Genomic DNA, 21,222 nt, shown 5'->3' on the forward strand with positions numbered 1-21,222 from the left:
TTATCCCTGCGGCGCGGCGTAGCGGTAGCTGTGGTGTTCGATGAAGCCGAGTTCGCGGTAGAGGGCCAGTGCGGTGGCGTTGCCGACTTCGACTTGGACGTAGGCGTGGGTGGCGCCCTGGTCGGCGCCCCAGCGGATCAGCTCGGCGCAGACCAGGGTGGCCAGGCCGTTGCGGCGGTGCGCGGCGGCCACGGCGACGCAGGTGAGGCCGACCCAGCGCCTGCCGTCCGGCGCCGTGGTCACCGCGCCGCGCCCGATGGCGAGGGCGTCGGGCACACCGAGGGTGGCGAAGCCGACGGTGCCGTCGAGGACGGAGGTGAGTACGTCGCGGTCGGGTTCGCGAACGGCCGGGTCGAGCGGGATCTCACCACGGTAGCGGTGGGTACGCAACCAGCCCTCGTCCGGTCGGGCGGCGATGCGAACCATCGAAGGGCCCTGGGGCAGCACGAAGTTCGAGATGTCCAGGCCGAGCACCACGGTCTCGCTCCAGCTGTTCCAGCCGGGCGGAACCGGGGCGAGCCGGTCGGGTAGTTGCAGCAGCAGCGGCAGGCCGCGCGCGGTGTACCAGTCGGCGATCCGGTGCATCGTCTCGATCGACAAGGTGGCGGGCACGCCCGACTCACCAAGCGGCACAGCTGAATTCGCCCGGCCGGTGTACCCGTTGCCCGCGCGGGCCAGCCAGCCGTCGATCCATGTGTGCTCGACACCGGGCCAGCCGCCCGCCGCCGCCGTCTCCAGCGACCGGATCTCCTTGGTCCGAATCGGCCTCGGTCCCAGCGCCTTCAGCGCGACGACCCGATCCGGCGCGACCGAAACCACCTCGCCCTCGGCGGTGCGCACCGACGGCGGCGTCATCGACACCAGCTCACCGATCACATCGGTGAGCGGTTGTGGATAACCCTCGGGCAGCTGATACCGCATCACCACCCGCTTGCCGATGGGGATGTCTGTCATGGTTGTCGGCCGCCTCGATCCGGACTGACCGGAGGGTGCGACGAAGGAGTGCCCGGAGGGAGGGAAGATCGAGGGAACAGGCCGACGACCCGCGGCGCAGGCCGCCATGTTTCAGTCATTGCCGAAGGGGTCGGGGACGGTGCCCGGGACCCAGCTCAAACCCGGCTTGCCCCAACCGTTTCGCTTGATCGCCTTCTTGGCGGCGCGGGCGTTGCGGCCGATCAGCACGTCGACGTAGAGGAAGCCGTCGAGGTGGCCCACCTCGTGCTGCAGCATGCGCGCGAAGAAACCGGTGCCTTCGATGTCGACCGGTTCGCCGTGCTCGTCGGTGCCCGTGACGCGCGCCCAGTCGGCGCGGCCGGTGGGGAACTGCTCACCGGGCACCGACAGGCAGCCCTCCTCGTCGTCCTCGGGATCGGGCATGGTCTCCGGGATCTCGGAGGTCTCGAGTACCGGGTTGACGACGGTGCCCTTGCGGCGGATCTGGTTGCCCTCGGCGTCGAAATCGGGGCAGTCGTAGACGAACAGCCGCTTGCCGACCCCGACCTGGTTGGCCGCGAGGCCGACACCCTTGGAGGCCTCGAGCGTTTCGTACATGTCCGCGATCAGCCCGGCCAGCTCCGCCGGGGTCTCCGTCACCGGGGCGGTAGCGGTGTGGAGAACGGGGTCACCGACGATCACGATCGGGAGAATTGCCATGGTGGCCATTATCGCCGCAGTATCGCCCGCGCGAGCGGCGACCCCTGTGCGCCGCGACACCCCTACTGGCGCTGCGTCGATGGTGCCGACCCCGAAAGCCCTGCGTGGTTACGCTGCGCTACCGCATCCGGGCCCGCCGCGGTCGACACGCCGGGGCAGCGGTCGAAGGATCGGGTGGGCTCATGGTTGAATGATCCGCGACGTGCAAGCGTCATTTTCATCTCGTGATACTCGGCGAGGGAGCAAGATGGACGGCGCAGCGGCTCGGCACATCCCCCAGGATTCGGCCGACGATGGCTCCGGTCTCAGTCGGCGTGAGCTCGACATCCTCGACTTCGAACGCAAATGGTGGAAGTACGCGGGCGCCAAGGAAGACGCGATCCGCGACCTGTTCTCGATGTCGGCCACCAGGTACTACCAGGTGCTCAATGCCGTCGTCGACAAGGAAGAAGCACTGGCGGCCGACCCGATGCTGGTCAAGCGACTGCGCCGGTTGCGTGCGAGCAGGCAGAAGGCCCGCGCCGCCCGCCGACTCGGTTTCCAGGTCTGAGATGCGAGCGACATCGCGGCCGATGCGACTAGGGTTGCGCGGGTGAGCAACCCGAATCCCACCCCCGGCGGCCCACCGCTGCGCGCGCTGGCGATGGTGTTGATCGCGCTGGCCATCGTCTTCGCCGGCCTGGGTGCGATGTCGTTGTCGAATTCCGGTGCCGAGGCGGCCGATCCGGTCGAGCAGACCGAGACCACCACCTCGAGCGCGGTGGCGCAGGCCCCGGCGACCACGGCCGCCCCGACCACCACCAGCGCGGCCGCCGCCCCGACGACGACAACCACCGTCGCGCCGACCACCACGACCACGACCACCACGCAGGCCGCGGCGACGAGCGACAAGGACATCCCCGTCCGCGTCCTGAACAACAGCCTCGTCGCGGGCCTGGCCGCGCGCACCGCGAGCGAACTCGGCGCGGCGGGCTGGACCAATGTGAGCACCGGCAACTACAGCGGCTCGAACCTCACGACGACCACGGTGTACTACGGCACCGCACCGGGCGAAGAGGCCGCGGCCGCCGAGATCGCCGCGCAGGTCGGCGGAACCGTGGCCCCCAAGACCGCCGACGCCACGCCCGGTGTCGTCGTCGTCCTGACAGGACGCTGAGCCGGCACGGCACGCGGTGCCGCAGGGCGAGTTCGCGCTGTGGCATCATCTTCAGCGGTACTGCCCCAGTCCGATAAGGAGTCCCTGATGGCCACGTCGTCCACTCGTCGCCCGTCCTGGCGCATTGTGACCCCGGTTGTCGCGGTCGCCGCGTTCGGGCTCGCCGCCTGCACCAACAGCCAGGAGTCGAGTGACGTCAAGGGCACCACGCCGCCGGTGTGGACCGGATCGTCCGCCCCCGCGGGCGGTGGCGAGGACCACGGCACCGGCCATCCGGCTCCCTCTGCCTCCGGCGCACCCGGCGCGCACGGCGACGATCACGGCGCCTCGACCGGCGGTCTGAAGGCCGAGCTGAAGAACAGCGCGGGCGCCGGTGTCGGCACCGCGACCATCGTCGCCGAGGGCAATCACCTGGTCGTCACCGTCGAGGCACACGGCCTGACCCCCGGCTTCCACGGCCTGCACTTCCACCAGAACGGCACGTGCGAGGGCGACTTCACCTCGGCCGGTGGGCATCTGCAAGTCGGCGGGGCCACCGCGCACCCGGCCAGCGGCGACCTCACCTCCCTGCAGGTCGGTGCCGACGGCTCGGCCAAGCTGGTCACCCGCACCGACACCGTCACCCTCGACAACATCAAGGGCAAGGCCCTGATCGTGCACGCGGGTGCCGACAACTTCGGCAACATCCCGCCGCGCTACACTCGGGAAGGCGGCACCGGCCCGGACGAGACCACCCTGTCCACCGGTGACGCGGGTGCCCGAGTGGCCTGCGGCGTCGTCGGTTAGCGAGACCCGCTGATGGCCGGGGCAATTCAGCCGGTGCCGTTTCGCGGTTCGCCCCGGCCGACAATCGGCATCGAATGGGAGATCGCGCTCGTCGACAAGGTCACACGCGATCTGTCCAATACCGCCTCGGCGGTGTTCGACGCCGTCGGCGACCTGCGCGCCCACGACGGGACGCAGCAGGTCACCAAGGAATTGCTGCGCAATACGGTGGAATTGGTCACCGGTGTGCACGAGACCGTCGGCGGCGCGGTCGAGGACCTGCGCACCACGATGGACGCCGTGCGCCGCGCGGCCGACCCGCTCGGTGTCGACCTGTTCTGCGCGGGCACGCACCCGTTCGCCCAGTGGTCGGCCCAACAGCTCACGCGCTCACCGCATTACGACGAGCTGATCGAGCGCACCCAGTGGTGGGGCAGGCAGATGCTCATCTGGGGCGTGCACGTGCACGTGGGAGTCTCCCACCGCGACAAGGTCTTTCCCATCCTGAACTCGCTGCTGCTGTCGTATCCGCATCTGCTCGCGCTCTCGGCGTCCTCGCCGATGTGGTCCGGTGACGACACCGGTTACGCCAGCAACCGCGCGCTGATGTTCCAGCAGCTGCCCACCGCCGGACTGCCCTTCCAGTTCGAGAACTGGCGCCAGTTCGAGGGTTTCGTGCACGACCAGATGAAAACCGGTGTGTTCGAACAACTCGGCGGCATGCACTGGGACATCCGGCCAGCGCCGAAGTGGGGCACCATCGAGGTCCGCGTGTGCGACGGGCTGTCCAGCCGGGCCGAACTCGCCTCGGTGGCCGCGCTGATCCACTGCCTCGTCGTCGATCTGGAACGCAGGCTCGACGACGGCGAGGACCTGCCGACTCTGCCGCCCTGGCATGTGCAGGAGAACAAATGGCGGGCCGCGCGCTACGGACTCGACGCCATCGTGGTCGTCGACGACGCGAGTAATGAGCGTTTGGTCACAGACGATCTGATGGACCTGCTCACCCGGTTGGAGCCGACCGCGCGCCGTCTCGGCTGCGCCGACGAGCTCGCCGCCGTGGCCGAGATTCCCCGCCACGGCGCCTCCTACCAGCGTCAACGCCGAGTTGCCGCGCAGTCCCAGGGTGATCTTGTCGCGGTGGTCGACTCCCTGGTGCGCGAGCTGGATCAGTAGCGTTCAACTGCCCAGCCCGGTGGCGTTAACCCGCCGTTTACGATGGGTGGATGCTTGTCGAACATCCGCGTGCTGCCGCGGGGGGTGCCACCCTCGGTTCCCGTCTGCGCGAACCGAGGACGCTCGCCGCGGTCGCGGTGTCGGCGGTCCTGCTGCTGCTGATCGGCCTGCAGATCGCGGCGTCGATCAGCGGCTTCGAAGGACCACTCGCCAGCTTGGCGCGCGACTACGTCGGCACGCCCAAGTCGATGTCGGTTCCGTGGGCGGGCCTCGTCCTCGCGCTGGTCGGGGTGTCGGCGCGCAGGCGGGTGTTCGCGGTCAGTGCCGCGATCGGGATCGACGCGGTGTTCGTCGCGCTGCGGCTGCTCGACGGTAAACCGTTCACCGTCGGCAACGGGCCGACCATCGTGCTCACCGCTCTCGCGATCATCGCGGCGGTGCGCTGGCAGGGGCGTGAACGTACCGACGCGCTGAAGGCCGCGGCACTGGGTGCCTTGCTCATCCTGGCGACGAAGGTCGGCGACGTGTGGTTGCACGTCACCTCGGCGGTGCACCCGACGGTGCTCGACGAATACCTGCTGCTCGCCGATCACGCGCTCGGCGACCCGTCGTGGGTGGTCGGCCGGGTGCTCGAGGTCCTCGGGCCCGAGGTGTACGCGGTGCTGCACTGGGTCTACATCGAGCTGCCGGTGGCGGCCATCGTTGTCGCGGTGTGGCAGTTGCGCCGCGTGGTCACCACGGGAATCTGGCCGGGGCACTATCTGGTTCGCACGTTCCTGGTGCTCGGGTTGGTCGGGCCGCTGTTCTATGTGCTGTTCCCCGTGGTCGGCCCGATGTTCGCCTTCGGCGCCGACGGCAATGGTTTCCAGCTCGGCAACTTCTGGCCCTCGGCGCTGCCGCCGATCGGGCAGAGCCCGGCGCCGCTGCCGTTCGACGAGTTCACCCCGCGCAACTGCATGCCCTCGATGCACACCGCATGGGCGCTGTCGCTGTTCATCCACACGCGTCGCGACGTCGACGGCAGCCGCGCGCCCGCGTGGTTGCGCTGGGGCGGGGCGTTCTGGCTGGCCGCGACCGTCGCGGCGACACTCGGTTTCGGTTACCACTACGGCGTGGATCTGGTGGCGGGCGCGGTGCTGTGCCTGACCGTCGAATCTGCGCTGCGTGCACCCGAGCGAGGCTGGGACGCGGCACGGATCCGCCTGGTCGCCCTCGGATCGGCCGTGTTCGGTGGTCTGCTGCTCGGTTACCGTTACCTGGCTGTCGAGATGGCGCAGTACCCGGTGCTGGCCGGGGCCATCGTGATCGGTCTGCTCGCGGCGGTCGCCGTGGCCTTCCACCTCACCTGGTTCGCCGCCGCGCCCGACCGGGCACCGGCCGCGGTTCGGGTGTAGTCAGTCCACCTCGTCGCCGAGTTCGTTCACGCGCAACAGGCCGTCGCGGTGCCGTTGCTCGCGGTAGGCGGTGCGCCCGAGCAGATGCGCGACCACCGGCGCGGTGATGATCGTGAACAGTCCGGTCAGTACGAGCATCCACACATTCGCGTCGCCGCGCAGGTCGATCCCGGTGCCGATGAGAACCAAGATCAGGCCGATCACCTGTGGTTTCGTCGCCGCGTGCATCCGGGTGAGGGTGTCGGGGAAGCGCACGATCCCCAGTGCGGCCGTGCACGCGAGGACACAGCCGAGCACGATCAGCGGCGCCGACACCCACTCCAAGCCGCTCATCGGTCGTCCCGCACACGAAAGCGCGTCACCGCGGCCGATCCGAGGAAGCCGACGAGGGCCAGCGCGACGATCGCCGGGACCACGGTGGTGTCGTTGCTGTAGGCCGCCCACACCGCGAGCCCGGACGCGGCGATGGCCATCAGCGAGTCGATCCCGACCACCCGGTCGAGGGTGCTCGGTCCGGCGAGGACGCGGTAGGCGGTGCAGATGGCGGCGAACGACAGCAGTACCGCCGCGATGACGGCGACGACGGTCATACCTGAACCTCCGGTCCGTGATGCCGCTCGCCTGGTCGCTCGAAGGCGTCGATGATGAGCCGTTCCAGGCGGCGGGTGGTGCGGTAGAAGTCGTCGACCGCCTTGTCGCTGCCCACATCGAGCACGTGGACGTACACCACGCAGCGCTGACGGTCGATCTCGAGCACCATGGTGCCGGGAATGAGATTGAGCAGATCGGTGCAGATCACCAGCACCAGATCCGACTGGATGCCGAGGGCCACGCGCAGCACACCCGACACCGGTGGTCCCGAGGGCCGCAGCGCGAACCAGGCCACCTGCACGCTCGACTCGAGTGCGTAATAGGTTGCCGCGGCGATCAATTCGAGGAACGACAGCGGGTGGAACCGGCCGGTCACCGGGATCCGTGGCAGGGGAAGCGCGAACACGACGATCAGCGCGACCACGCCACCGGCGAGCACATTGGCCGCGCTGAGATCTCCCCACAGGGCCACCCACACGGCGGTCAGCCAGGCGAGGACGCCTAGTCGTAAGACGTTCTGCCGGTTCACGAGCCGGCGAAACACCGTCATCGCGGCTCCTGTCTGCCGAGGACGGATTCGATATACACCGACGGGTCGTTCAGATCGGCCGCGGCGCGTTCGGCGATACCGAGCACGGGTCCGGCGAACACGGTGAGCGCGAGACCCGCGGTGATCAGCCCGGCGGTGGCCAGCACCATCAGCGCGGGCATGCGGCCGGGGTCGGTGCGGTCCTCGTACTGCACGTCGGTCGAATCCTCCACCAGGGTAGGTGGTTTCGCGGCGCTGAGATGTCCCTCGGGCGCTTCTTCGCGCGGGCGCCAGAACGCCTTGCCCCAGACCCGTGCCACCGCGTAGAGCGTGAGCAGGCTGGTGATCACGGAACCGGCGACCAGCACCCAGGCCAGCACGCTACCGTCGGCCGCACCGGCCTCGAGCAGGGTGAGCTTGCCGATGAAGCCCGAGAACGGCGGAATACCCCCGAGATTCAGCGCCGGAATCAGAAACAGCAGCCCGAGTAGCGGGCTCGCCGAGGCGAGCCCACCGAGGCGGCGCAGCGACACCGACCCGGCCTGGCGCTCGATCAGGCCGACGGCGAGGAACAGCGCCGTCTGTACCAGAATGTGGTGGGCCACATAGAACACCGCGCCGGTGAGCCCGGCCGACCCGGTCAGTCCGATACCGAAGATCATGTACCCGATGTGGCTCACGAGGGTGAACGACAGCAGCCGCCGGATATCGGTCTGGGCGACCGCGCCGAGGATTCCGACGAGCATGGTCGCCAGTCCGCACACCAGCAGGATGTCGTCGAACGCGCCGTCCGGGAACCACAGCGTGTGCGTCCGGATGATCGCGTACACACCGACCTTCGTGAGCAGGCCGGCGAACACGGCGGTCACCGGCGCGGGCGCGGTGGGGTAGGAGTCGGGCAGCCAGCTCGACAGCGGGAACACCGCCGCCTTGATCCCGAACGCCACGAGCAGCACGGCGTAGCAGGCCGTGCGCACCCCCTGCGGTGTCGCCTCGAGCCGAACGGCCAGCTGCGCGAGGTTCAGCGTCCCGGTGGCCGCGTAGGTCAGCCCGATGCCGATCAGGAAGATCATCGACGACACCATCGACACCATCACGTACGCGATGCCGGTGCGGATGCGTTCCTCGGTGGCGCCGACGGTGAGCAGCACGAACGAGGCGGCTAGCAGCAGCTCGAACCCGACGAACAGGTTGAACAGGTCACCGGCCAGGAACGCCATCGACACACCGGCCGTGAGCACCAGGTAGGTGGGCCGGTAGATGGAGGTGGGCTGGTTCTCGTCGCCGTCGGATATGTTCTGCCCCGCACCGTAGATCGACACGAGGAGCAGGACGAACGCCGAGACCAGCAGCATGGCCGCGCTGAGCCGGTCGACGACGAGGGTGATGCCGATCGGGGTCGGCCAGCCGCCTACCTGCACCGCCGTCGTGCCGTCGCGGTCGGCGAGATACAGCAGCACCGCGCTGATGGCGAGCACACCCGACAGCGCGACCATCGACACCAGCCGCTGGACACGCGGTCGGCGCCCGAAGATCAGGGTGACCGCGGCGGCGAGCAGCGGGACAAGCACCGGCAGCGCGGCGAGGTCGGGAAGCAGCTGCGGGGAGAGGGTCATTCGGCCGGGTCCTCGCTCTCGCGCCGGGCCGCGACCTGCGTGTCCTCGGGGTCGTTGCGGACGTCTTCGGTGGTGGTCAGCCGGTAGGCGCGATAGGCGAGGGCGAGCACGAACGCGGCCAGGCCCATCGTGATGACGATGGCGGTGAGCACCATCGCCTGGGCCAGCGGATCGGCCATGCCGTCGGGCGAGGTGTCCGAGCCGGACAGCACCGGTGGGTTCCCGTCCGGCCCGCCGCCGACGGTGAGAATCAGCAGATTCACCGCGTTGCCGAGCAGGATGATTCCCAGCAGCATCTTCGACACCACCCGCTCGAGCACCAGATACACCCCGCAGGCGGTGAGCACGCCGATCGTGAGCAGCAGGACGAGGTTGGCACTCATGAGATCTCCTTGTCCAGGCGGGCGCCGAGGCTGCGCAGGACGTCGAGGGTGAGGCCGACGATCACCAGGTACACGCCGAGATCGAAGAACATGGCGGTGACGAGTTTGAGGTGGCCGAGCACCGGCACGGTGATCTCGATGATCGCCGAGGACAGTGGTGGGGCCCCGAGCAGCAGCGATGTGGTCGCCGTCCCGGCGGCGAGGACAAGCCCGGCGCCGAGGAGGTGTCCGGCGTCGACCGGGAGGGCCTCGCCGAGTTCGTAGCGTCCACCGGCCAGGTAGCGCAGCGTGAGGGCGAGCCCGGCGAGCAGGCCACCGGCGAAGCCGCCGCCGGGCGCGTTGTGGCCGGAGAAGAAGAAGTACACCGACAGGACCATGATGGTCGGGAACAGCAGCCGGGTGGTGATCTGCAGGACCATCGACCGTTCGCGCCGGTCGAGCAGCCGGGCGGCGGGCAGCCAGCTCACGGCGTCGGGGTTGTAGTTCGGTGCGTCGGCGGCGCGGGGCGCGCTGCCGAAGCGGCGGCTGCGGAACACCAGCGAGGCCACGCCGGTGGCGGCGACGACGAGGACCGAGATCTCGCCGAGGGTGTCCCAGGCGCGGATGTCGACGAGCAGGACGTTCACCGCGTTCTTGCCGCCGCCCACCCGGTAGGCGGCGTCGGGGATGGTGCGCCAGATCGGTTCGCTGTGCCGGGCGGCGGAGGCGAACGCGGCGAGGACCGTCACGGTGACGCCGACCGCGATCGCGAGCAGCGCGCGACGGACCTTGAACGCGGCGGCGTAGCCGTCGGTGATCTCGGCGGGGAACCCGCGCAGCACGAGCACGAAGATCACCAGAGTCAATGTCTCGACCAGGAATTGGGTGAGCGCGAGGTCCGGTGCGCCGTGCAGCGCGAAGATCACGCCGCAGCCGTATCCGGTGACACCGACCACGAGCACACTGGCCAACCTGTTGCGCAGCACCGTCGCCGCGAGCGCCATGGCGATCATGATCGCGCCGATCACCGCTTGCAACGGCGAATCCCACAGGTGCAGGGTGATGCCCGTGCGGGTACCGGTCGCGAGCATCACGGCGGGCAGCACGATGAGCGTGCCGAGGATGAAGGCCTGGCTGGCGGGTAGCGAACCGGACTGCACCGTGCCGGTGAGGCGTAGCGAGAGCCGGTCCATCGCCCGCAGCGCGGCGTCGTAACCCCGGTCGGCGTTGCCGAGTCGCGGGCGAGCCGACTCGTGAATTCTGTTGCGTACCAAGAACAACGCGAAGCCGACCAGCACGATGACGGCGGTGAGCGCGAGGGCGGGCGTGAAGCCGTGCCACAGCGCGAGCGCCCCGTCGAGGACGCCGGGCAGGGTCTTCGCGTACGGGCTCAGCCACTCGTCGACGACCCCGGCGCCGAACCCACCCGCCAGCCCGGCCACCGCGAGCACGGCCGGCGGGCCGACCAGCAGCGGTCCCGGCGCGTGCCACGTCGTCGTGACGCCGGGGCTCGTGCCGAACGCGGCCCACAGGAACCGTGCGCTGTAGGCGACGGTGAGGGCCGAGCCGACGGCGATACCGATCAGCAGCAGCACCCGTACCGGCGGGCTGAACACCTGCGCCGCCCACACCGCGCTCAAGGCGGATTCCTTGCCGACGAACCCGAGCATCGGCGGCAACCCCGCCATACTGATCGCCGCGGCCGCCGCTACCGCGCACAGCACCGGCGCGCGCCGCCCGAGCCCCGACAACCGGCGCAGATCGCGAGTACCCGCCCCATGATCGATGATGCCGACCACCATGAACAGGCACGCCTTGAACAGCCCGTGCGCCACCAGCAGCGCAAGCCCGGCGAGTGCGGCATCCGGGGTGCCGATGGCCATCATGGTGATGAGCAGTCCGAGCTGGCTCACCGTGCCGAACGCCAGCACCAGTTTCAGGTCGTGCACCTGCATGGCCCGCCAGCCGGCCAGCAGCATCGACGCGATCCCCAACGGCAGCACGAGCACATGCCACGGTGGAGTCTGGGAGAGGGCGGGTGCCAGGCGGGCGACCAGATAGATGCCCGCTTTCACCATGGCGGCGGCGTGCAGATACGCGCTCACGGGAGTCGGCGCGGCCATCGCACCGGGCAACCAGAAGTGCAGTGGCACGATCGCCGACTTGCTCAGCGCCCCGACGAGCACGAGCACCACCGCCACCGAGACCGCGATCCCGCCGGGTGGAGATTCGCGGGCGAGCACGTCCGACAACAGGAAACTGTCGTAGCGCAATCCGAGGATGACGATGCCGACCAGCATCGCCAGTCCGCCCGCCGCGGTGACCAGCAGTGCCTGGATCGCGGCGCGGCGACTCGCGGCCTGCTCGGCGTAGTGGCCGACCAGCAGGAACGACAGCACCGTCGTGATTTCCCAGAACACGTAGAGCAACAGCATGTTGTCGCTGGTCACCAGGCCGAACATGGCACCGGAGAAGCCGACCAGCTCGGCCGCGAATATCCCGAGCCTCGCCTCGTCACGGTCGAAATAGCGCCCGCAATAGGCCAGGATCAGCGCGCCGATGCCGAGGACCAGCACACACATCACGGCGGCGAGGGAATCGAAGCGCAAGTCGATGTCCATCGAGATCTGCGGCGCCCACCGCACCCGGCTGGTGACGGTGACGCCCCAGTGCGCGATCACCCACCCGAGACTGCCGAGCGGAACCAGCGCCAGCAGGTAGAAAGCGTTGCGGCCCAGCGCTCGCACGCACAGCGGGGCCGCGAGCGCGGCCATTGCGTGAGCGAGCAGGACAGCGAGCAACCGCGCCTCCGGGTCTCCTAGCGTGTGGCGAGCCCCGATCCTACGGGCGCGGAGACGATGCGCGTCGGCACCGAGGCTGTCGCGTCGGCCATGTCGGCGCCGGTGTGGCTATGACCTCGGTGCGGGTTCGGCGGGCCTGATCCAGTAGAACAGCGCCAGCGCGACCGCGGCGCCGATCGTGATGGCCAGGGCCGTGAACCCCGGGATCCGGTCGTCGGCGTTCACCCCGCCCGCGGGCCAGTTGCGCAGGCGGGTGGGGATGGCCCACAGGATCGACGGCAGATACAGCGCCCCGAGGGCCAGTACCGCGCTCGGCAGATAACTCACCCGCACCGAGGCGAAGCCGTACCCGGCGACGGCGGCGAGCAATCCGGTGCCGATCATCCAGGTGACAGTCCAGCCGAAATTTTCGGTGAACAGCGAGAAGACCGCGATCGCGGCCGCACCGAGCAGCACCGGCCACGGTGACGGCCGCGCCAGCCCGGCCAGCACGGTGACCACGACCACCGCGATCACCACCAACAGGTTCCAGCCGAGGCTCGGTGCGTCACCGAGCGAATCGGCCACGGCGGCCAGGCTGACGGCGAGCAGCACGGCGGCGCCGTCACGATCGGGCAGCAGCAGGGCGGTGACGAAGGCGGCGGCGACGGTGAGGACCACCGCGAGACCCACCTGTGCGGTGCTGGCGCGGCGTCCGTCGAATTCGCCCGAGAGCCATTCGGTGGTGAGCAGCAGGGTCAGTGCGAGCAGGGTGGTCGCGATGATCGGGGAGATCGGCAGGTCGGCGGCCAGCCGGGGCGGGGCGCCCAGGATGACGCCGTGCTGGTGCCGCGCGGTGTTCACCGCGAGCAGGACCAGAGCGCACAGCACCAGCCACGTGGGGCTGTGCGCGGACTTGTCGGCCTGGGCCGAATTCGAGGTGAAGATCGCGACCACCTCGCCGTACACGAACACCACGATCGTTCCCACCGCGAAACCGACCGCGGGCCAGCGCATTCGCAACGAGCAGATCCCGAGCGCGCCGTAGGCCGCGCCGCCGCAGATGCTGTCGATGTAGTTCTGGGTGGTCAGCACATCGGCCGAGGTCATCAGGGTGCCGATGTAGTAGTTCACGGCCAGTGCCGCCGTCGCGCAGGTGGCGGTGAGCCACACCAGCCCGGGCCGGGTGAGCGGGCGGACAAGCACCGCGACGACCACCGCGACGATGAGCCCGAGCGCGGCGGCCCGGGGGACGCTGTTGACCAGGCTGGTGACCCGGTACGGCGAATCGAGCGCCGAGGCGGCGGTGGTGCGGAACGTGAACGGCAGGAACAGCGCCATGCCCGCGACCGCGGCACCCGCGAACGCTGTCACCGCATCCAGACCATCACCGATCCTGGGCACGGTTCCGACGATACCGGCGAAACACGCACCACCTGGGAAATCAGCCCCCGGGGCGGTTCATCCCCGGTTGCGCGCGTACTCCCGCAACGATTCGACCTGCGCGGGGTCGAGCGAGGGTCGTACGGTGCGGCGGGCGGTCGCCACGTCCTCGGCGGTGACATCGGCGGCGGCCATATCGCGGCGCAGCGCCGTGAGGGCGGCTTCGCGCAGCAACGCGGCGCAGTCGGCGGCGGAGTAGCCGTCGAGGTCGTCGGCGAGGGCGGTCAGGTCGACGTCGTCGGCCAGCGGCACCGAGCGACCGGCGGTGCGCAGGATGTCTAGGCGCGCGGCCGCGTCGGGCGGCGGAACGAACACCAGCCGTTCCAACCTGCCCGGGCGCAGCAGGGCGGGGTCGATGAGTTCGGGCCGGTTGGTCGCCCCGAGTACCACCACATCGCGCAGCGGCTCCACCCCGTCGAGTTCGGTGAGCAGGGCGGCGACCACCCGGTCCGACACTCCCGAATCGCTGCTCTGTCCCCGGCGCGGGGCGAGCGCGTCGACCTCGTCGAGGAAGATCAGCGACGGCGCCGAATCGCGAGCCCGCTGGAACAGTTCGCGCACCGCGCGCTCCGACGAGCCGACCCACTTGTCCATCAGCTCAGCGCCTTTCACCGCGTGCACACTGAGCTGGCCGGTTCCGGCCAGGGCCCGGACGAGGAAGGTCTTGCCGCAACCGGGCGGACCGTAGAGCAGTACGCCGCGCGGCGGCTCGATGCCGAGCCGGGCGAACGAGTCGGGGTGGCGCAGCGGCCACAGCACCGCCTCGGTGAGTGCCTGTTTGGTTTCCACCATGTCGCCCACGTCGTCGAGATCGAGGGAGCCGATGGCCAATTCCTCGGTGCCCGAACGGGAAAGCGGCCGGATGACGTCGAGCGCACCGACGAGATCGTCCTGGGTGAGTTCGGGGTCGGCCTGCTTCCGGCTGGCCCGACCGGCCGCGCGCACCGCCGCCTCCCGGCACACCGCGGCGAGGTCGGCGACGACGAAACCCGGTGTGCGCGAGGCGATCACATCGAGGTCGAGCTTGCCCGAGGGCACCTTGCGCAGCAGCTGTTCCAACAGCGCGCGGCGCACGAGTGCGGTCGGCAGCGGCAGCGCCAGCTCACGGTCGCACAGATCGGGTCCCCGCAGCCGCGAATCCACCTGTGCCGGATGCGCGGTGGTGGCCAGCAGGGCGACGCGTGGCGCGCGGACGGCGGCCCGCAACTGGTCGAGGATGAGGGTGGCGACCGGGTCCGGCTCGAGCGGCAGCAGCGCGTCGATATCGGTGACGATCAGCACCCCGCCCTGGCCGGTGGCGATATCGGCGACCGCCGCGGCGACCTCACGCAACCGCGTGCCGCTCTCGCTCGCACCGACGCTCGGCCCGTCGAGCACGACGACCCGGCGTGGCGCGGCGACCGCTTCGGCGAGGGTCGCCTTGCCCACGCCCGCGGGACCGGTGATGAGCACGCCCAGATGTGCCGGTGCGCCGAGAACTTTCAGCAGTTCCGGCTCGTCGAGCGCCAGACTCAGCCATTCGGCGAGCCTGGCCGCCTGGCTCTGCACGCCCGCCAGATCCTCCACCGGCACCGGTTCGCTGACCGTGCTCACCGTCGGCGCGTCGAGCGGGGTGTCGATGGCGCTGCCGTCGCGCTCCAGCGCGTGCTGCACCGCCGCCGCGCCACTGCCCCAGCCGACCGCGGAATTCGGCTGCACACTCACCGGCCCCGGCCGTGGGTCGATCGCGGTGACCGTGAGCAGCTCGGTGGTCCAGGCGATCCCGAATGTGCGCGCCAGCGCCTGAGTGGTGGCCGTGGAGCTGATATCGGGGCCGAGGTCGCGTGGCAGCAGCGACACCGTGTCGCCGACGGTCACCACCTTGCCGAGCAGGGCCTGGCGCAGCGTCGCGGCGGGAATGCTCGCCATCGCCTGCGCCGAACCGCTCAGCGAGATCTGCTTGGCGCCGAACACCGTCACCGGGGCGACGGTCACCGCCGCGTTCTCCCGCAGCCCAACGTTCGACAGGGTCACGTCGTCGAGCAGCGCGACGCCGGGCGGGCTGCCCGCGGGCGCCTTGGCCACCACCGCGGCCGTGCGCCGCGCGCCGATCAGCGCGATACCGTCCCATTCCCGCAGGCCGAGCGCGGTGAGCGTCTCCGGATGCAGACGAACCACCCCGCGACGGGCGTCGGCGGCCGAGGGATTGAGACGAGCGGTCAGCGAAAGTTCAGCCACCGTGCCATTCTGCCCGCTGCCCGGATCGAGCGCTGTGGACGATCAGCGATCGATTGGCTCATCCCAAGGTCGGAGTCTGTACGCTGCACCCGACGCGCCGGACGTGCCGGCGCCGCGATCCACCGGGGAAACCAGCAGATGAACCGAATCTCTTCCGTCGTCGCGACTGCCGGGGCACTCACCCTGATCCTGGCAGGCTGCGGTTCCGCCGACGATGCCACCGACGCCTCCGGCCTGCGCAAGGGCACGCCCGCGAGCACCACCGCACCGGCCACCACCACGTCCAAGGCGGCCGCGAGCGGTTCGCAGGTCACCTGCTCGGAATTCAAGTCACTCGACAACGACGCGCAGACGCGGGTCATCGAGCAGATCCTGGCCGACAACCCCGGCGGACCGTTCGAAGGCAGCCCGAATGTGGCACTCGGCACCGCCAAACTGGTGTGCCTGGCACCGGGCAATGCCGACAAGACGGTGGCCGAGGCCGCCGGGATGACGCCCTGACCTCAGTGGATCAGTGACTGCCAGTTCTCGGGAACCCGGCCCGCCGGGCCCGGAACGGGCTGATCGGTGGGATGACTGGTCGGCGCCGCGAGTTCGGGTCCGCCCTCGTACATCTCGTTGGTCGCGAAGTTCCAGAACCAGTCCTCACCGGGCTCGTAACTCTGCATGAACGGATGACCGGTGCTGCCGTAGTGCCGGGTGGCGTGCTGGCTGGGGGAGCTGTCACAGCAACCGATGTGTCCGCACTGCGCGCACCGGCGCAGGTGCACCCACCAGCCACCGGCCTCGGTGCACTCGGCACACCCCGGCCCACTGGGCGGCACCGTCGGATCGATTCCTTCTGGCATTCGCTGACCTCCGTTTCCAGGCGGCTGGCGCCGCGAGGGTTCTCGGCGTGCTTGGAACCCTACGACCCGGCGGGTGCCTGCTGTGCGGGTTGCAAGGGCAGCCGCACGGTGAACCGCGTGTCGCCCGGAACGGAATCGACGCGGATGTCGCCGTCGTGTTTGTTCACCACGATGCGGAACGAGATGTCCAGGCCGAGGCCGGTGCCCTCACCGACCGGTTTGGTCGTGAAGAACGGTTCGAAGATGCGGTTGCGCTCCTCCTCGGGGATCCCGGGACCAGTATCGCCGATTTCGACTGCCACACAATCGTTCTCACGGTAGGTGCGCACGGTCAGGGTGCCCTCGCCGCCCATCGCGTAGACCGCGTTGTCGATCAGATTCGTCCACACCTGGTTGAGTTCGGCGGCGAAGCACGGCACCGGCGGCAGGGCGCGGTCGTAGTCCTTGACCACCCGCACACCGTCACCGAGCTTGCGGTTGAGCATCACCAGGGTGGAATCGAGCAACTCGTGCAGGTCGACGACCTGGTACGGCGCCCGATCCATCTGCGAGTACTGCTTGGCCGCGCCGACGAGAGTGGAGATGCGGCCGGTGGAGTCGACGATCTCGTTCAGCAGCAGCTCGGTCTCGATGGTGTAGTTCAGCCAGCGCACCGCGCCCTCGAACACGTCGGCATGGCAGGCCTGCAGGGTCGCCTTCACCCCTTCGAGCCAGTCGACGTCGAGACCGGCCTGCACGAAGGTGGGCGCCAGGTTCCAGCCGTCGGCGATGCCTTCGTCGGTGAACCAGTCGGCGAGGGCGTCCTCGCGGTCGGCCGCCTCGAGCGGCGACAGATCCGGCGCCTTGGCTACCTGCTCGGCGGCCTGTTCCTGCAGCTCCACCAGGTGCACGAGGGCTTCGGTGGGGAACTTGCCCTCGGCCATCATCTTGAGCTTGTGCCGCATCCCGGCCACCCGCTCACGTAGCCCGGCGGTGGCGCGCACGGCAGCGGCGGCGGGATTGTTGAGCTCGTGGGTGAGCCCCGCCGACAGCGAACCGAGCGCGACGAGCCGCTCACGCTCGGCGATGCGCTGATTCGACCGCCGCCCACCGAAGAACGCGCCCTCGAGCAGGTGCACCGCCATCGGGAACCACGCGTGCATCATCCGGGAGAAGTCGGCCGCGTCGAGCACCAGGAACCGGGACCGGCGCAGCACATACATCGACCCGTTGTAGTTCGGCTCGGCCTTGTCGCCCAGGTACGCCGTCCACGCACCCGCGTACACACCACGCTGGCCGGTGCGGTTGGTTTCCACCTCCACTCCGCCCGAGAGCTTGGTCAGCTTCACCTCGCCGTCGATGAGCACGTAGAAGCAGGTCGCGGGTTGTCCCTCGAGGAACACCGGCCCCGGATCGACGTATTCGATGCGACCGGCCGCGCACAGCTCGGAAAGCTGTGCGTCGTCGAGCTTTTCGAACAGGAACAGGGTTCGCAGTTCTTCGGGATCACAGACCGACATCACGCCTCCTACGACAGGTACCGGTGCACGAACATCACGGCCATGGCGCCTTCGCCGACCGCCGAGGCGACCCGCTTGGCCGACTCGGCGTGTACGTCACCGGCCACGAACACCCCGGGCACACTGGTTTCGAGGTGGTGCGGTGGACGTGGCAGCTCCCAGCCTGCCGGGCGCGCGCCGTCGACGAGCAGGTCGGGGCCTGCCAGCACGTAACCGGCGTCGTCGCGAGCGACGACACCGTCGAGCCAGCCGGTCTGCGGTGCGGCGCCGATGAACAGGAACAACCGTTGCGCGTCGACCTTGTCCTCGGTGCCGTTGCGGTTGTCGCGCAGGATGATCCGTTCCAGGTGCTGGTCGCCGTCGGCGCCGGCCACCTCGGTTTCGGTGTGCACGGTGATGTTCGGGATCTGTGCGATCTGCTGAATCAGGTAGTGCGACATCGACTTCTCCAGCGAATCACCACGCACCACCAGGTGCACGCCGCGTGCGTGCCGCGACAGGAACACCGCGGCCTGCCCGGCGGAGTTCGCGCCACCGACGATGTACACCTCCTGCTCGGCGCATTCGGTGGCCTCGGTCATCGCCGAGCCGTAATACACGCCGCGCCCGGTGAATTCGTCGACACCCGGCGCCGGATGACGTCGATAGTCCACGCCGGTGGCGATGAGAACGGTGTGCGCGCACAGTGATCCGCCGTCGGCGAAGCGCACGGTGCGCGCCGAGCCGTTCACCTCCAGAGCGACGACCTCGCGGGTGGTGACGATCTCGGCACCGAACTTGGCGGCCTGCCTGCGTGCGCGGTCGGCCAGTTGCGCGCCCGAAAGCCCGTCGGGGAAGCCGAGATAGTTCTCGATGCGCGAACTCTGCCCGGCCTGTCCGCCGGTCGCGGTGCGCTCCACCAGGACGGTGCGCAAACCCTCCGAGGCACCGTAGACGGCGGCGCCGAGCCCGGCCGGACCACCGCCGACGACGATCAGGTCGTAGAACTCGTCGCTGGCTTGCACGGTGAGACCGCAGCTCTCGGCGAGTTCGCTGTCGGTCGGCTGGATCAGCGCCTCACCGGCCTGGGTGATGACTACCGGACACGACTGCGGATCGGCGCCCGCCGCCTCGAGCAGCCGGGCACCCTCGGGCTCGTCGCGCGGGTACCAGCGATACGGCAACTGGTTGCGCGCCAAGAACTCTCGCACCTGCGAGGAGCGCGGCGACCAGCGGTCACCGACCACCTTGGTCTCGTAGACGGGCCGCTGTTCGGCGCTGCGCCAGGCGTCGAGGAGTCCATCGATCACCGGATACAGCTTCTCCTCCGGCGGGTCCCACGGCTTGAGCAGATAGTGGTCGAGGTCGACGACGTTGATCGCGTTGATCGCCGCGTCGGTGTCGGCGTAGGCGGTGAGCAATACGCGCCGTGCGTAGGGGTGCAGGTCCATCGCCTGCTCGAGGAATTCGATGCCGTCCATGCCTGGCATGCGGTAATCGGCGATCAGCACGGCCACCGGTTGACCGCGCAGCTTCATCTCACGCAGGGCCTCGAGGGCCTGCGGACCCGATTCGGCGCGCAGAATGCGGTAGTCGGCGCCGAAGCGGCGGCGCAGGTCGCGCACCACCGCCCGCGAAACGCCGGGATCGTCGTCGACGCTCAGAATGGCCGGTTTGGTCATGGCGGGATTGCTCACCCCGCAAGTATCCCCCGTGCGCGGGATCAGAGCTGGCGCTGGAGGACCAAGTCGAGCTCACTGGGGGTGAGCAGGCGTTCGAGGCGTTCGTCGCGTTTACGGCGGGTGAAGGCGCTTCGTAGGGCGAAGCTGTCGTCCGGCTCGATGGTGGGGAGCAGCGGGACCTCGTTGATGTGCCTGCGTGGCAGGAGTGAGCGCAGTTTCACGGCCGATCACCTCGGGGTCGACGACGGGTATGCCGGGCGGCTGAGCCTCTTCGATCAGCTACTTCGATTAGCGAAGAGTTTGCCAGCATGTCCGAGTCGGTGCAAGCGGGACGGGGTGGGCGCGGCCGAAGGCCTGGTCGGTGACCTGCTTTTGCGCAGGTCACCGCCGTCGTGATGGGATTTGCCGAGTCAGGACTTCCAGGCGGGCATGGTGACCACCTGGGCGGCATAGGACAACCCGGCGCCGAAGGCGATGAGCAGCGCCGTGTCGCCCGGCTTCGATTCGCCCTTGCGCAGCAACGCCTCCATGGCCAGCGGGATCGAGGCTGCCGAGGTGTTGCCCGCCTCCTCGATGTCGTTGGCCAGCGCACAGCTCTCCGGCAGCTTCAGCACCCGGGCCATGATCTCGATGATGCGGCCGTTGGCCTGGTGCGGGATCATCGCGTCGAGTTCGTCGGTGGTCAGGCCCGCGCGATCGATCGCCTCCCGGCACACCTTCTCCAGCGAGTGCGCCGCCCAGCGGAACACCGCCGTGCCCTCCATCGTGAGATAGGGCCGCACCGCCTCGACGCCCTTCTCCTCGATCTCGGCGAAGAACTCCATCCAGTCCTTGCTCTGGCGGATGGCGTGGTGCTGGGTGCCGTCCGAACCCCACACCGTCGGGCCGATGCCCTGCTCCGGCGCGGGTCCGACGATCACCGCGCCCGCGCCGTCGGCGAACAGGAAGGCGGTGGAACGATCGGTGAAATCGATGGTGTCGGTGAGCTTTTCGACGCCGATCACCAGCACGTGCTGCGAGGTGCCCGCACGCACGAGGTCCGAGGCCATGCCGACGGCATGACAGAAGCCCGCGCAGCCCGCGGAGATGTCGAAGGCGGCGGCGCCGGTCATGTCCAGGTCGGTGGCGATGCGCGGCCCGATGGCCGGGGTGAGCAGCAGATGGGTGGACGTCGCGACGATGACGCAGTCGACCTGATCGGCGGCGACACCCGCGGCGGCCATCGCGTCACGCGCGGCGGCAACGCTCATCGACTGCACGGTCTCGGAGTCCGAGGCGAAGCGGCGGGTCTTGATGCCGGATCGGGTCTGGATCCACTCGTCGCTCGAGTTGATCGGGCCCGCGACCTCGTCGTTGGTGACCACCCGGGCGGGGCGGTACACGCCCAGCCCGAGGATCGCGGTGTGCTCCGCGCCAGTCGTCTGGGCGATTCGAGCAGCCATGCGTATCTCCTCTGTACCTGGCAACCTGCGGGTTGCACCGCTGGGTGTACCTGAAGCATCGAAATCTGTCCCTCATCGCCCGTGACCCCT

At 69.4% G+C, this 21,222-nt stretch carries 21 protein-coding genes; 6 read left to right on the top strand and 15 right to left on the bottom strand.

The window, feature by feature from the left end; translation table 11 throughout:
* Both AB0I35_RS03160 and AB0I35_RS03165 read right to left on the bottom strand, forming a co-directional pair.
* Entirely contained in the window at positions 1-954 is a 954-nt protein-coding gene (locus tag AB0I35_RS03160) for a GNAT family N-acetyltransferase (RefSeq protein WP_357393866.1), read from the bottom strand.
* Positions 955-1,065: 111 nt separating this feature from the next.
* On the bottom strand, positions 1,066-1,653 hold the full coding sequence (locus AB0I35_RS03165) for a peptide deformylase (protein ID WP_357393868.1): 588 nt from the start codon (positions 1,651-1,653) through the stop codon (positions 1,066-1,068).
* 247 nt (positions 1,654-1,900) lie between these two features.
* Between AB0I35_RS03165 and AB0I35_RS03170 the strand changes: the two genes are divergently transcribed.
* The 5 genes from AB0I35_RS03170 (at position 1,901) to AB0I35_RS03190 (ending at position 6,144) form a co-directional block, all read left to right on the top strand.
* The gene (locus AB0I35_RS03170) at positions 1,901-2,203 is read left to right on the top strand and encodes a DUF3263 domain-containing protein (protein WP_357393870.1); all 303 of its coding nucleotides are present in this window, start codon (positions 1,901-1,903) and stop codon (positions 2,201-2,203) included.
* Positions 2,204-2,245: 42 nt separating this feature from the next.
* The gene (locus AB0I35_RS03175) at positions 2,246-2,809 is read left to right on the top strand and encodes a LytR C-terminal domain-containing protein (RefSeq protein WP_067484555.1); all 564 of its coding nucleotides are present in this window, start codon (positions 2,246-2,248) and stop codon (positions 2,807-2,809) included.
* 87 nt (positions 2,810-2,896) lie between these two features.
* Positions 2,897-3,595: a superoxide dismutase family protein gene (locus AB0I35_RS03180; protein ID WP_357393872.1), complete on the top strand. Its 699-nt coding sequence runs from the start codon at positions 2,897-2,899 to the stop codon at positions 3,593-3,595.
* A 12-nt stretch (positions 3,596-3,607) separates the two neighbouring features.
* The gene (locus tag AB0I35_RS03185) at positions 3,608-4,750 is read left to right on the top strand and encodes a glutamate--cysteine ligase (RefSeq protein WP_357393874.1); all 1,143 of its coding nucleotides are present in this window, start codon (positions 3,608-3,610) and stop codon (positions 4,748-4,750) included.
* 50 nt (positions 4,751-4,800) lie between these two features.
* Complete coding sequence (locus AB0I35_RS03190) at positions 4,801-6,144, top strand: DUF5933 domain-containing protein (protein WP_357393876.1); 1,344 nt, start codon at positions 4,801-4,803, stop codon at positions 6,142-6,144.
* On the opposite strand, the gene mnhG is transcribed toward AB0I35_RS03190, so the two are convergent.
* The 8 genes from mnhG to AB0I35_RS03230 all read right to left on the bottom strand — a co-directional run bounded on the left by mnhG (position 6,145) and on the right by AB0I35_RS03230 (position 15,682).
* Positions 6,145-6,477: a monovalent cation/H(+) antiporter subunit G gene (gene mnhG, locus AB0I35_RS03195; protein ID WP_357393878.1), complete on the bottom strand. Its 333-nt coding sequence runs from the start codon at positions 6,475-6,477 to the stop codon at positions 6,145-6,147.
* Positions 6,474-6,734, bottom strand: a complete 261-nt coding sequence (locus AB0I35_RS03200) for a monovalent cation/H+ antiporter complex subunit F (RefSeq protein WP_225278374.1) — start codon at positions 6,732-6,734, stop codon at positions 6,474-6,476. The genes mnhG and AB0I35_RS03200 overlap by 4 nt, the downstream gene beginning before the upstream one ends.
* Positions 6,731-7,285, bottom strand: a complete 555-nt coding sequence (locus tag AB0I35_RS03205; RefSeq protein ID WP_357393880.1) for a Na+/H+ antiporter subunit E — start codon at positions 7,283-7,285, stop codon at positions 6,731-6,733. The genes AB0I35_RS03200 and AB0I35_RS03205 overlap by 4 nt, the downstream gene beginning before the upstream one ends.
* The gene (locus tag AB0I35_RS03210; RefSeq protein ID WP_357393882.1) at positions 7,282-8,880 is read right to left on the bottom strand and encodes a Na+/H+ antiporter subunit D; all 1,599 of its coding nucleotides are present in this window, start codon (positions 8,878-8,880) and stop codon (positions 7,282-7,284) included. Before AB0I35_RS03210 ends, AB0I35_RS03205 begins: the two co-directional genes overlap by 4 nt.
* A complete protein-coding gene (locus AB0I35_RS03215; RefSeq protein ID WP_357393884.1) occupies positions 8,877-9,263 on the bottom strand; it encodes a Na(+)/H(+) antiporter subunit C in 387 nt (128 codons plus the stop codon). The genes AB0I35_RS03210 and AB0I35_RS03215 overlap by 4 nt, the downstream gene beginning before the upstream one ends.
* Positions 9,260-12,043: a Na+/H+ antiporter subunit A gene (locus tag AB0I35_RS03220; RefSeq protein ID WP_357393886.1), complete on the bottom strand. Its 2,784-nt coding sequence runs from the start codon at positions 12,041-12,043 to the stop codon at positions 9,260-9,262. The genes AB0I35_RS03215 and AB0I35_RS03220 overlap by 4 nt, the downstream gene beginning before the upstream one ends.
* 108 nt (positions 12,044-12,151) lie before the next feature.
* A complete protein-coding gene (locus AB0I35_RS03225; RefSeq protein ID WP_357393888.1) occupies positions 12,152-13,426 on the bottom strand; it encodes a hypothetical protein in 1,275 nt (424 codons plus the stop codon).
* 57 nt (positions 13,427-13,483) lie between these two features.
* Positions 13,484-15,682: an AAA family ATPase gene (locus AB0I35_RS03230; RefSeq protein WP_357393890.1), complete on the bottom strand. Its 2,199-nt coding sequence runs from the start codon at positions 15,680-15,682 to the stop codon at positions 13,484-13,486.
* 138 nt (positions 15,683-15,820) lie between these two features.
* Between AB0I35_RS03230 and AB0I35_RS03235 the strand changes: the two genes are divergently transcribed.
* A complete protein-coding gene (locus AB0I35_RS03235; protein WP_357150311.1) occupies positions 15,821-16,183 on the top strand; it encodes a hypothetical protein in 363 nt (120 codons plus the stop codon).
* Between the two features lie 2 nt (positions 16,184-16,185).
* On the opposite strand, the gene AB0I35_RS03240 is transcribed toward AB0I35_RS03235, so the two are convergent.
* The 5 genes from AB0I35_RS03240 to AB0I35_RS03260 all read right to left on the bottom strand — a co-directional run bounded on the left by AB0I35_RS03240 (position 16,186) and on the right by AB0I35_RS03260 (position 21,132).
* Complete coding sequence (locus AB0I35_RS03240) at positions 16,186-16,530, bottom strand: UBP-type zinc finger domain-containing protein (RefSeq protein WP_357393892.1); 345 nt, start codon at positions 16,528-16,530, stop codon at positions 16,186-16,188.
* Positions 16,531-16,589: 59 nt separating this feature from the next.
* Positions 16,590-18,029, bottom strand: coding sequence for an ATP-binding protein (locus AB0I35_RS03245; protein ID WP_357393894.1), 1,440 nt, complete (start codon positions 18,027-18,029; stop codon positions 16,590-16,592).
* Positions 18,030-18,037: 8 nt separating this feature from the next.
* A complete protein-coding gene (locus AB0I35_RS03250) occupies positions 18,038-19,705 on the bottom strand; it encodes an FAD-dependent oxidoreductase (RefSeq protein ID WP_357393896.1) in 1,668 nt (555 codons plus the stop codon).
* Positions 19,706-19,731: 26 nt separating this feature from the next.
* Positions 19,732-19,911 carry a hypothetical protein gene (locus AB0I35_RS03255; protein WP_067642018.1) on the bottom strand — a complete coding sequence of 60 codons (180 nt, stop codon included), beginning with the start codon at positions 19,909-19,911 and terminating at the stop codon, positions 19,732-19,734.
* A 189-nt stretch (positions 19,912-20,100) separates the two neighbouring features.
* The gene (locus AB0I35_RS03260; RefSeq protein WP_357150307.1) at positions 20,101-21,132 is read right to left on the bottom strand and encodes a beta-ketoacyl-ACP synthase III; all 1,032 of its coding nucleotides are present in this window, start codon (positions 21,130-21,132) and stop codon (positions 20,101-20,103) included.
* Positions 21,133-21,222 lie beyond the last annotated feature (90 nt).

Source organism: Nocardia sp. NPDC050378 (assembly GCF_040655675.1).
Lineage (GTDB): Bacteria > Actinomycetota > Actinomycetes > Mycobacteriales > Mycobacteriaceae > Nocardia > Nocardia coubleae.

Bases quoted from the DNA above. Each gene is read 5' to 3' on its own strand.
- AB0I35_RS03205 (WP_357393880.1), bottom strand. From the start codon at position 7,285: ATGACGGTGTTTCGCCGGCTCGTGAACCGGCAGAACGTCTTACGACTA.
- AB0I35_RS03190 (WP_357393876.1), top strand. From the start codon at position 4,801: ATGCTTGTCGAACATCCGCGTGCTGCCGCGGGGGGTGCCACCCTCGGT.
- AB0I35_RS03170 (WP_357393870.1), top strand. From the start codon at position 1,901: ATGGACGGCGCAGCGGCTCGGCACATCCCCCAGGATTCGGCCGACGAT.
- AB0I35_RS03160 (WP_357393866.1), bottom strand. From the start codon at position 954: ATGACAGACATCCCCATCGGCAAGCGGGTGGTGATGCGGTATCAGCTG.
- AB0I35_RS03165 (WP_357393868.1), bottom strand. From the start codon at position 1,653: ATGGCAATTCTCCCGATCGTGATCGTCGGTGACCCCGTTCTCCACACC.
- AB0I35_RS03200 (WP_225278374.1), bottom strand. From the start codon at position 6,734: ATGACCGTCGTCGCCGTCATCGCGGCGGTACTGCTGTCGTTCGCCGCC.
- AB0I35_RS03210 (WP_357393882.1), bottom strand. From the start codon at position 8,880: ATGACCCTCTCCCCGCAGCTGCTTCCCGACCTCGCCGCGCTGCCGGTG.
- mnhG (WP_357393878.1), bottom strand. From the start codon at position 6,477: ATGAGCGGCTTGGAGTGGGTGTCGGCGCCGCTGATCGTGCTCGGCTGT.
- AB0I35_RS03240 (WP_357393892.1), bottom strand. From the start codon at position 16,530: ATGCCAGAAGGAATCGATCCGACGGTGCCGCCCAGTGGGCCGGGGTGT.
- AB0I35_RS03185 (WP_357393874.1), top strand. From the start codon at position 3,608: ATGGCCGGGGCAATTCAGCCGGTGCCGTTTCGCGGTTCGCCCCGGCCG.
- AB0I35_RS03245 (WP_357393894.1), bottom strand. From the start codon at position 18,029: ATGTCGGTCTGTGATCCCGAAGAACTGCGAACCCTGTTCCTGTTCGAA.
- AB0I35_RS03215 (WP_357393884.1), bottom strand. From the start codon at position 9,263: ATGAGTGCCAACCTCGTCCTGCTGCTCACGATCGGCGTGCTCACCGCC.
- AB0I35_RS03180 (WP_357393872.1), top strand. From the start codon at position 2,897: ATGGCCACGTCGTCCACTCGTCGCCCGTCCTGGCGCATTGTGACCCCG.
- AB0I35_RS03260 (WP_357150307.1), bottom strand. From the start codon at position 21,132: ATGGCTGCTCGAATCGCCCAGACGACTGGCGCGGAGCACACCGCGATC.
- AB0I35_RS03235 (WP_357150311.1), top strand. From the start codon at position 15,821: ATGAACCGAATCTCTTCCGTCGTCGCGACTGCCGGGGCACTCACCCTG.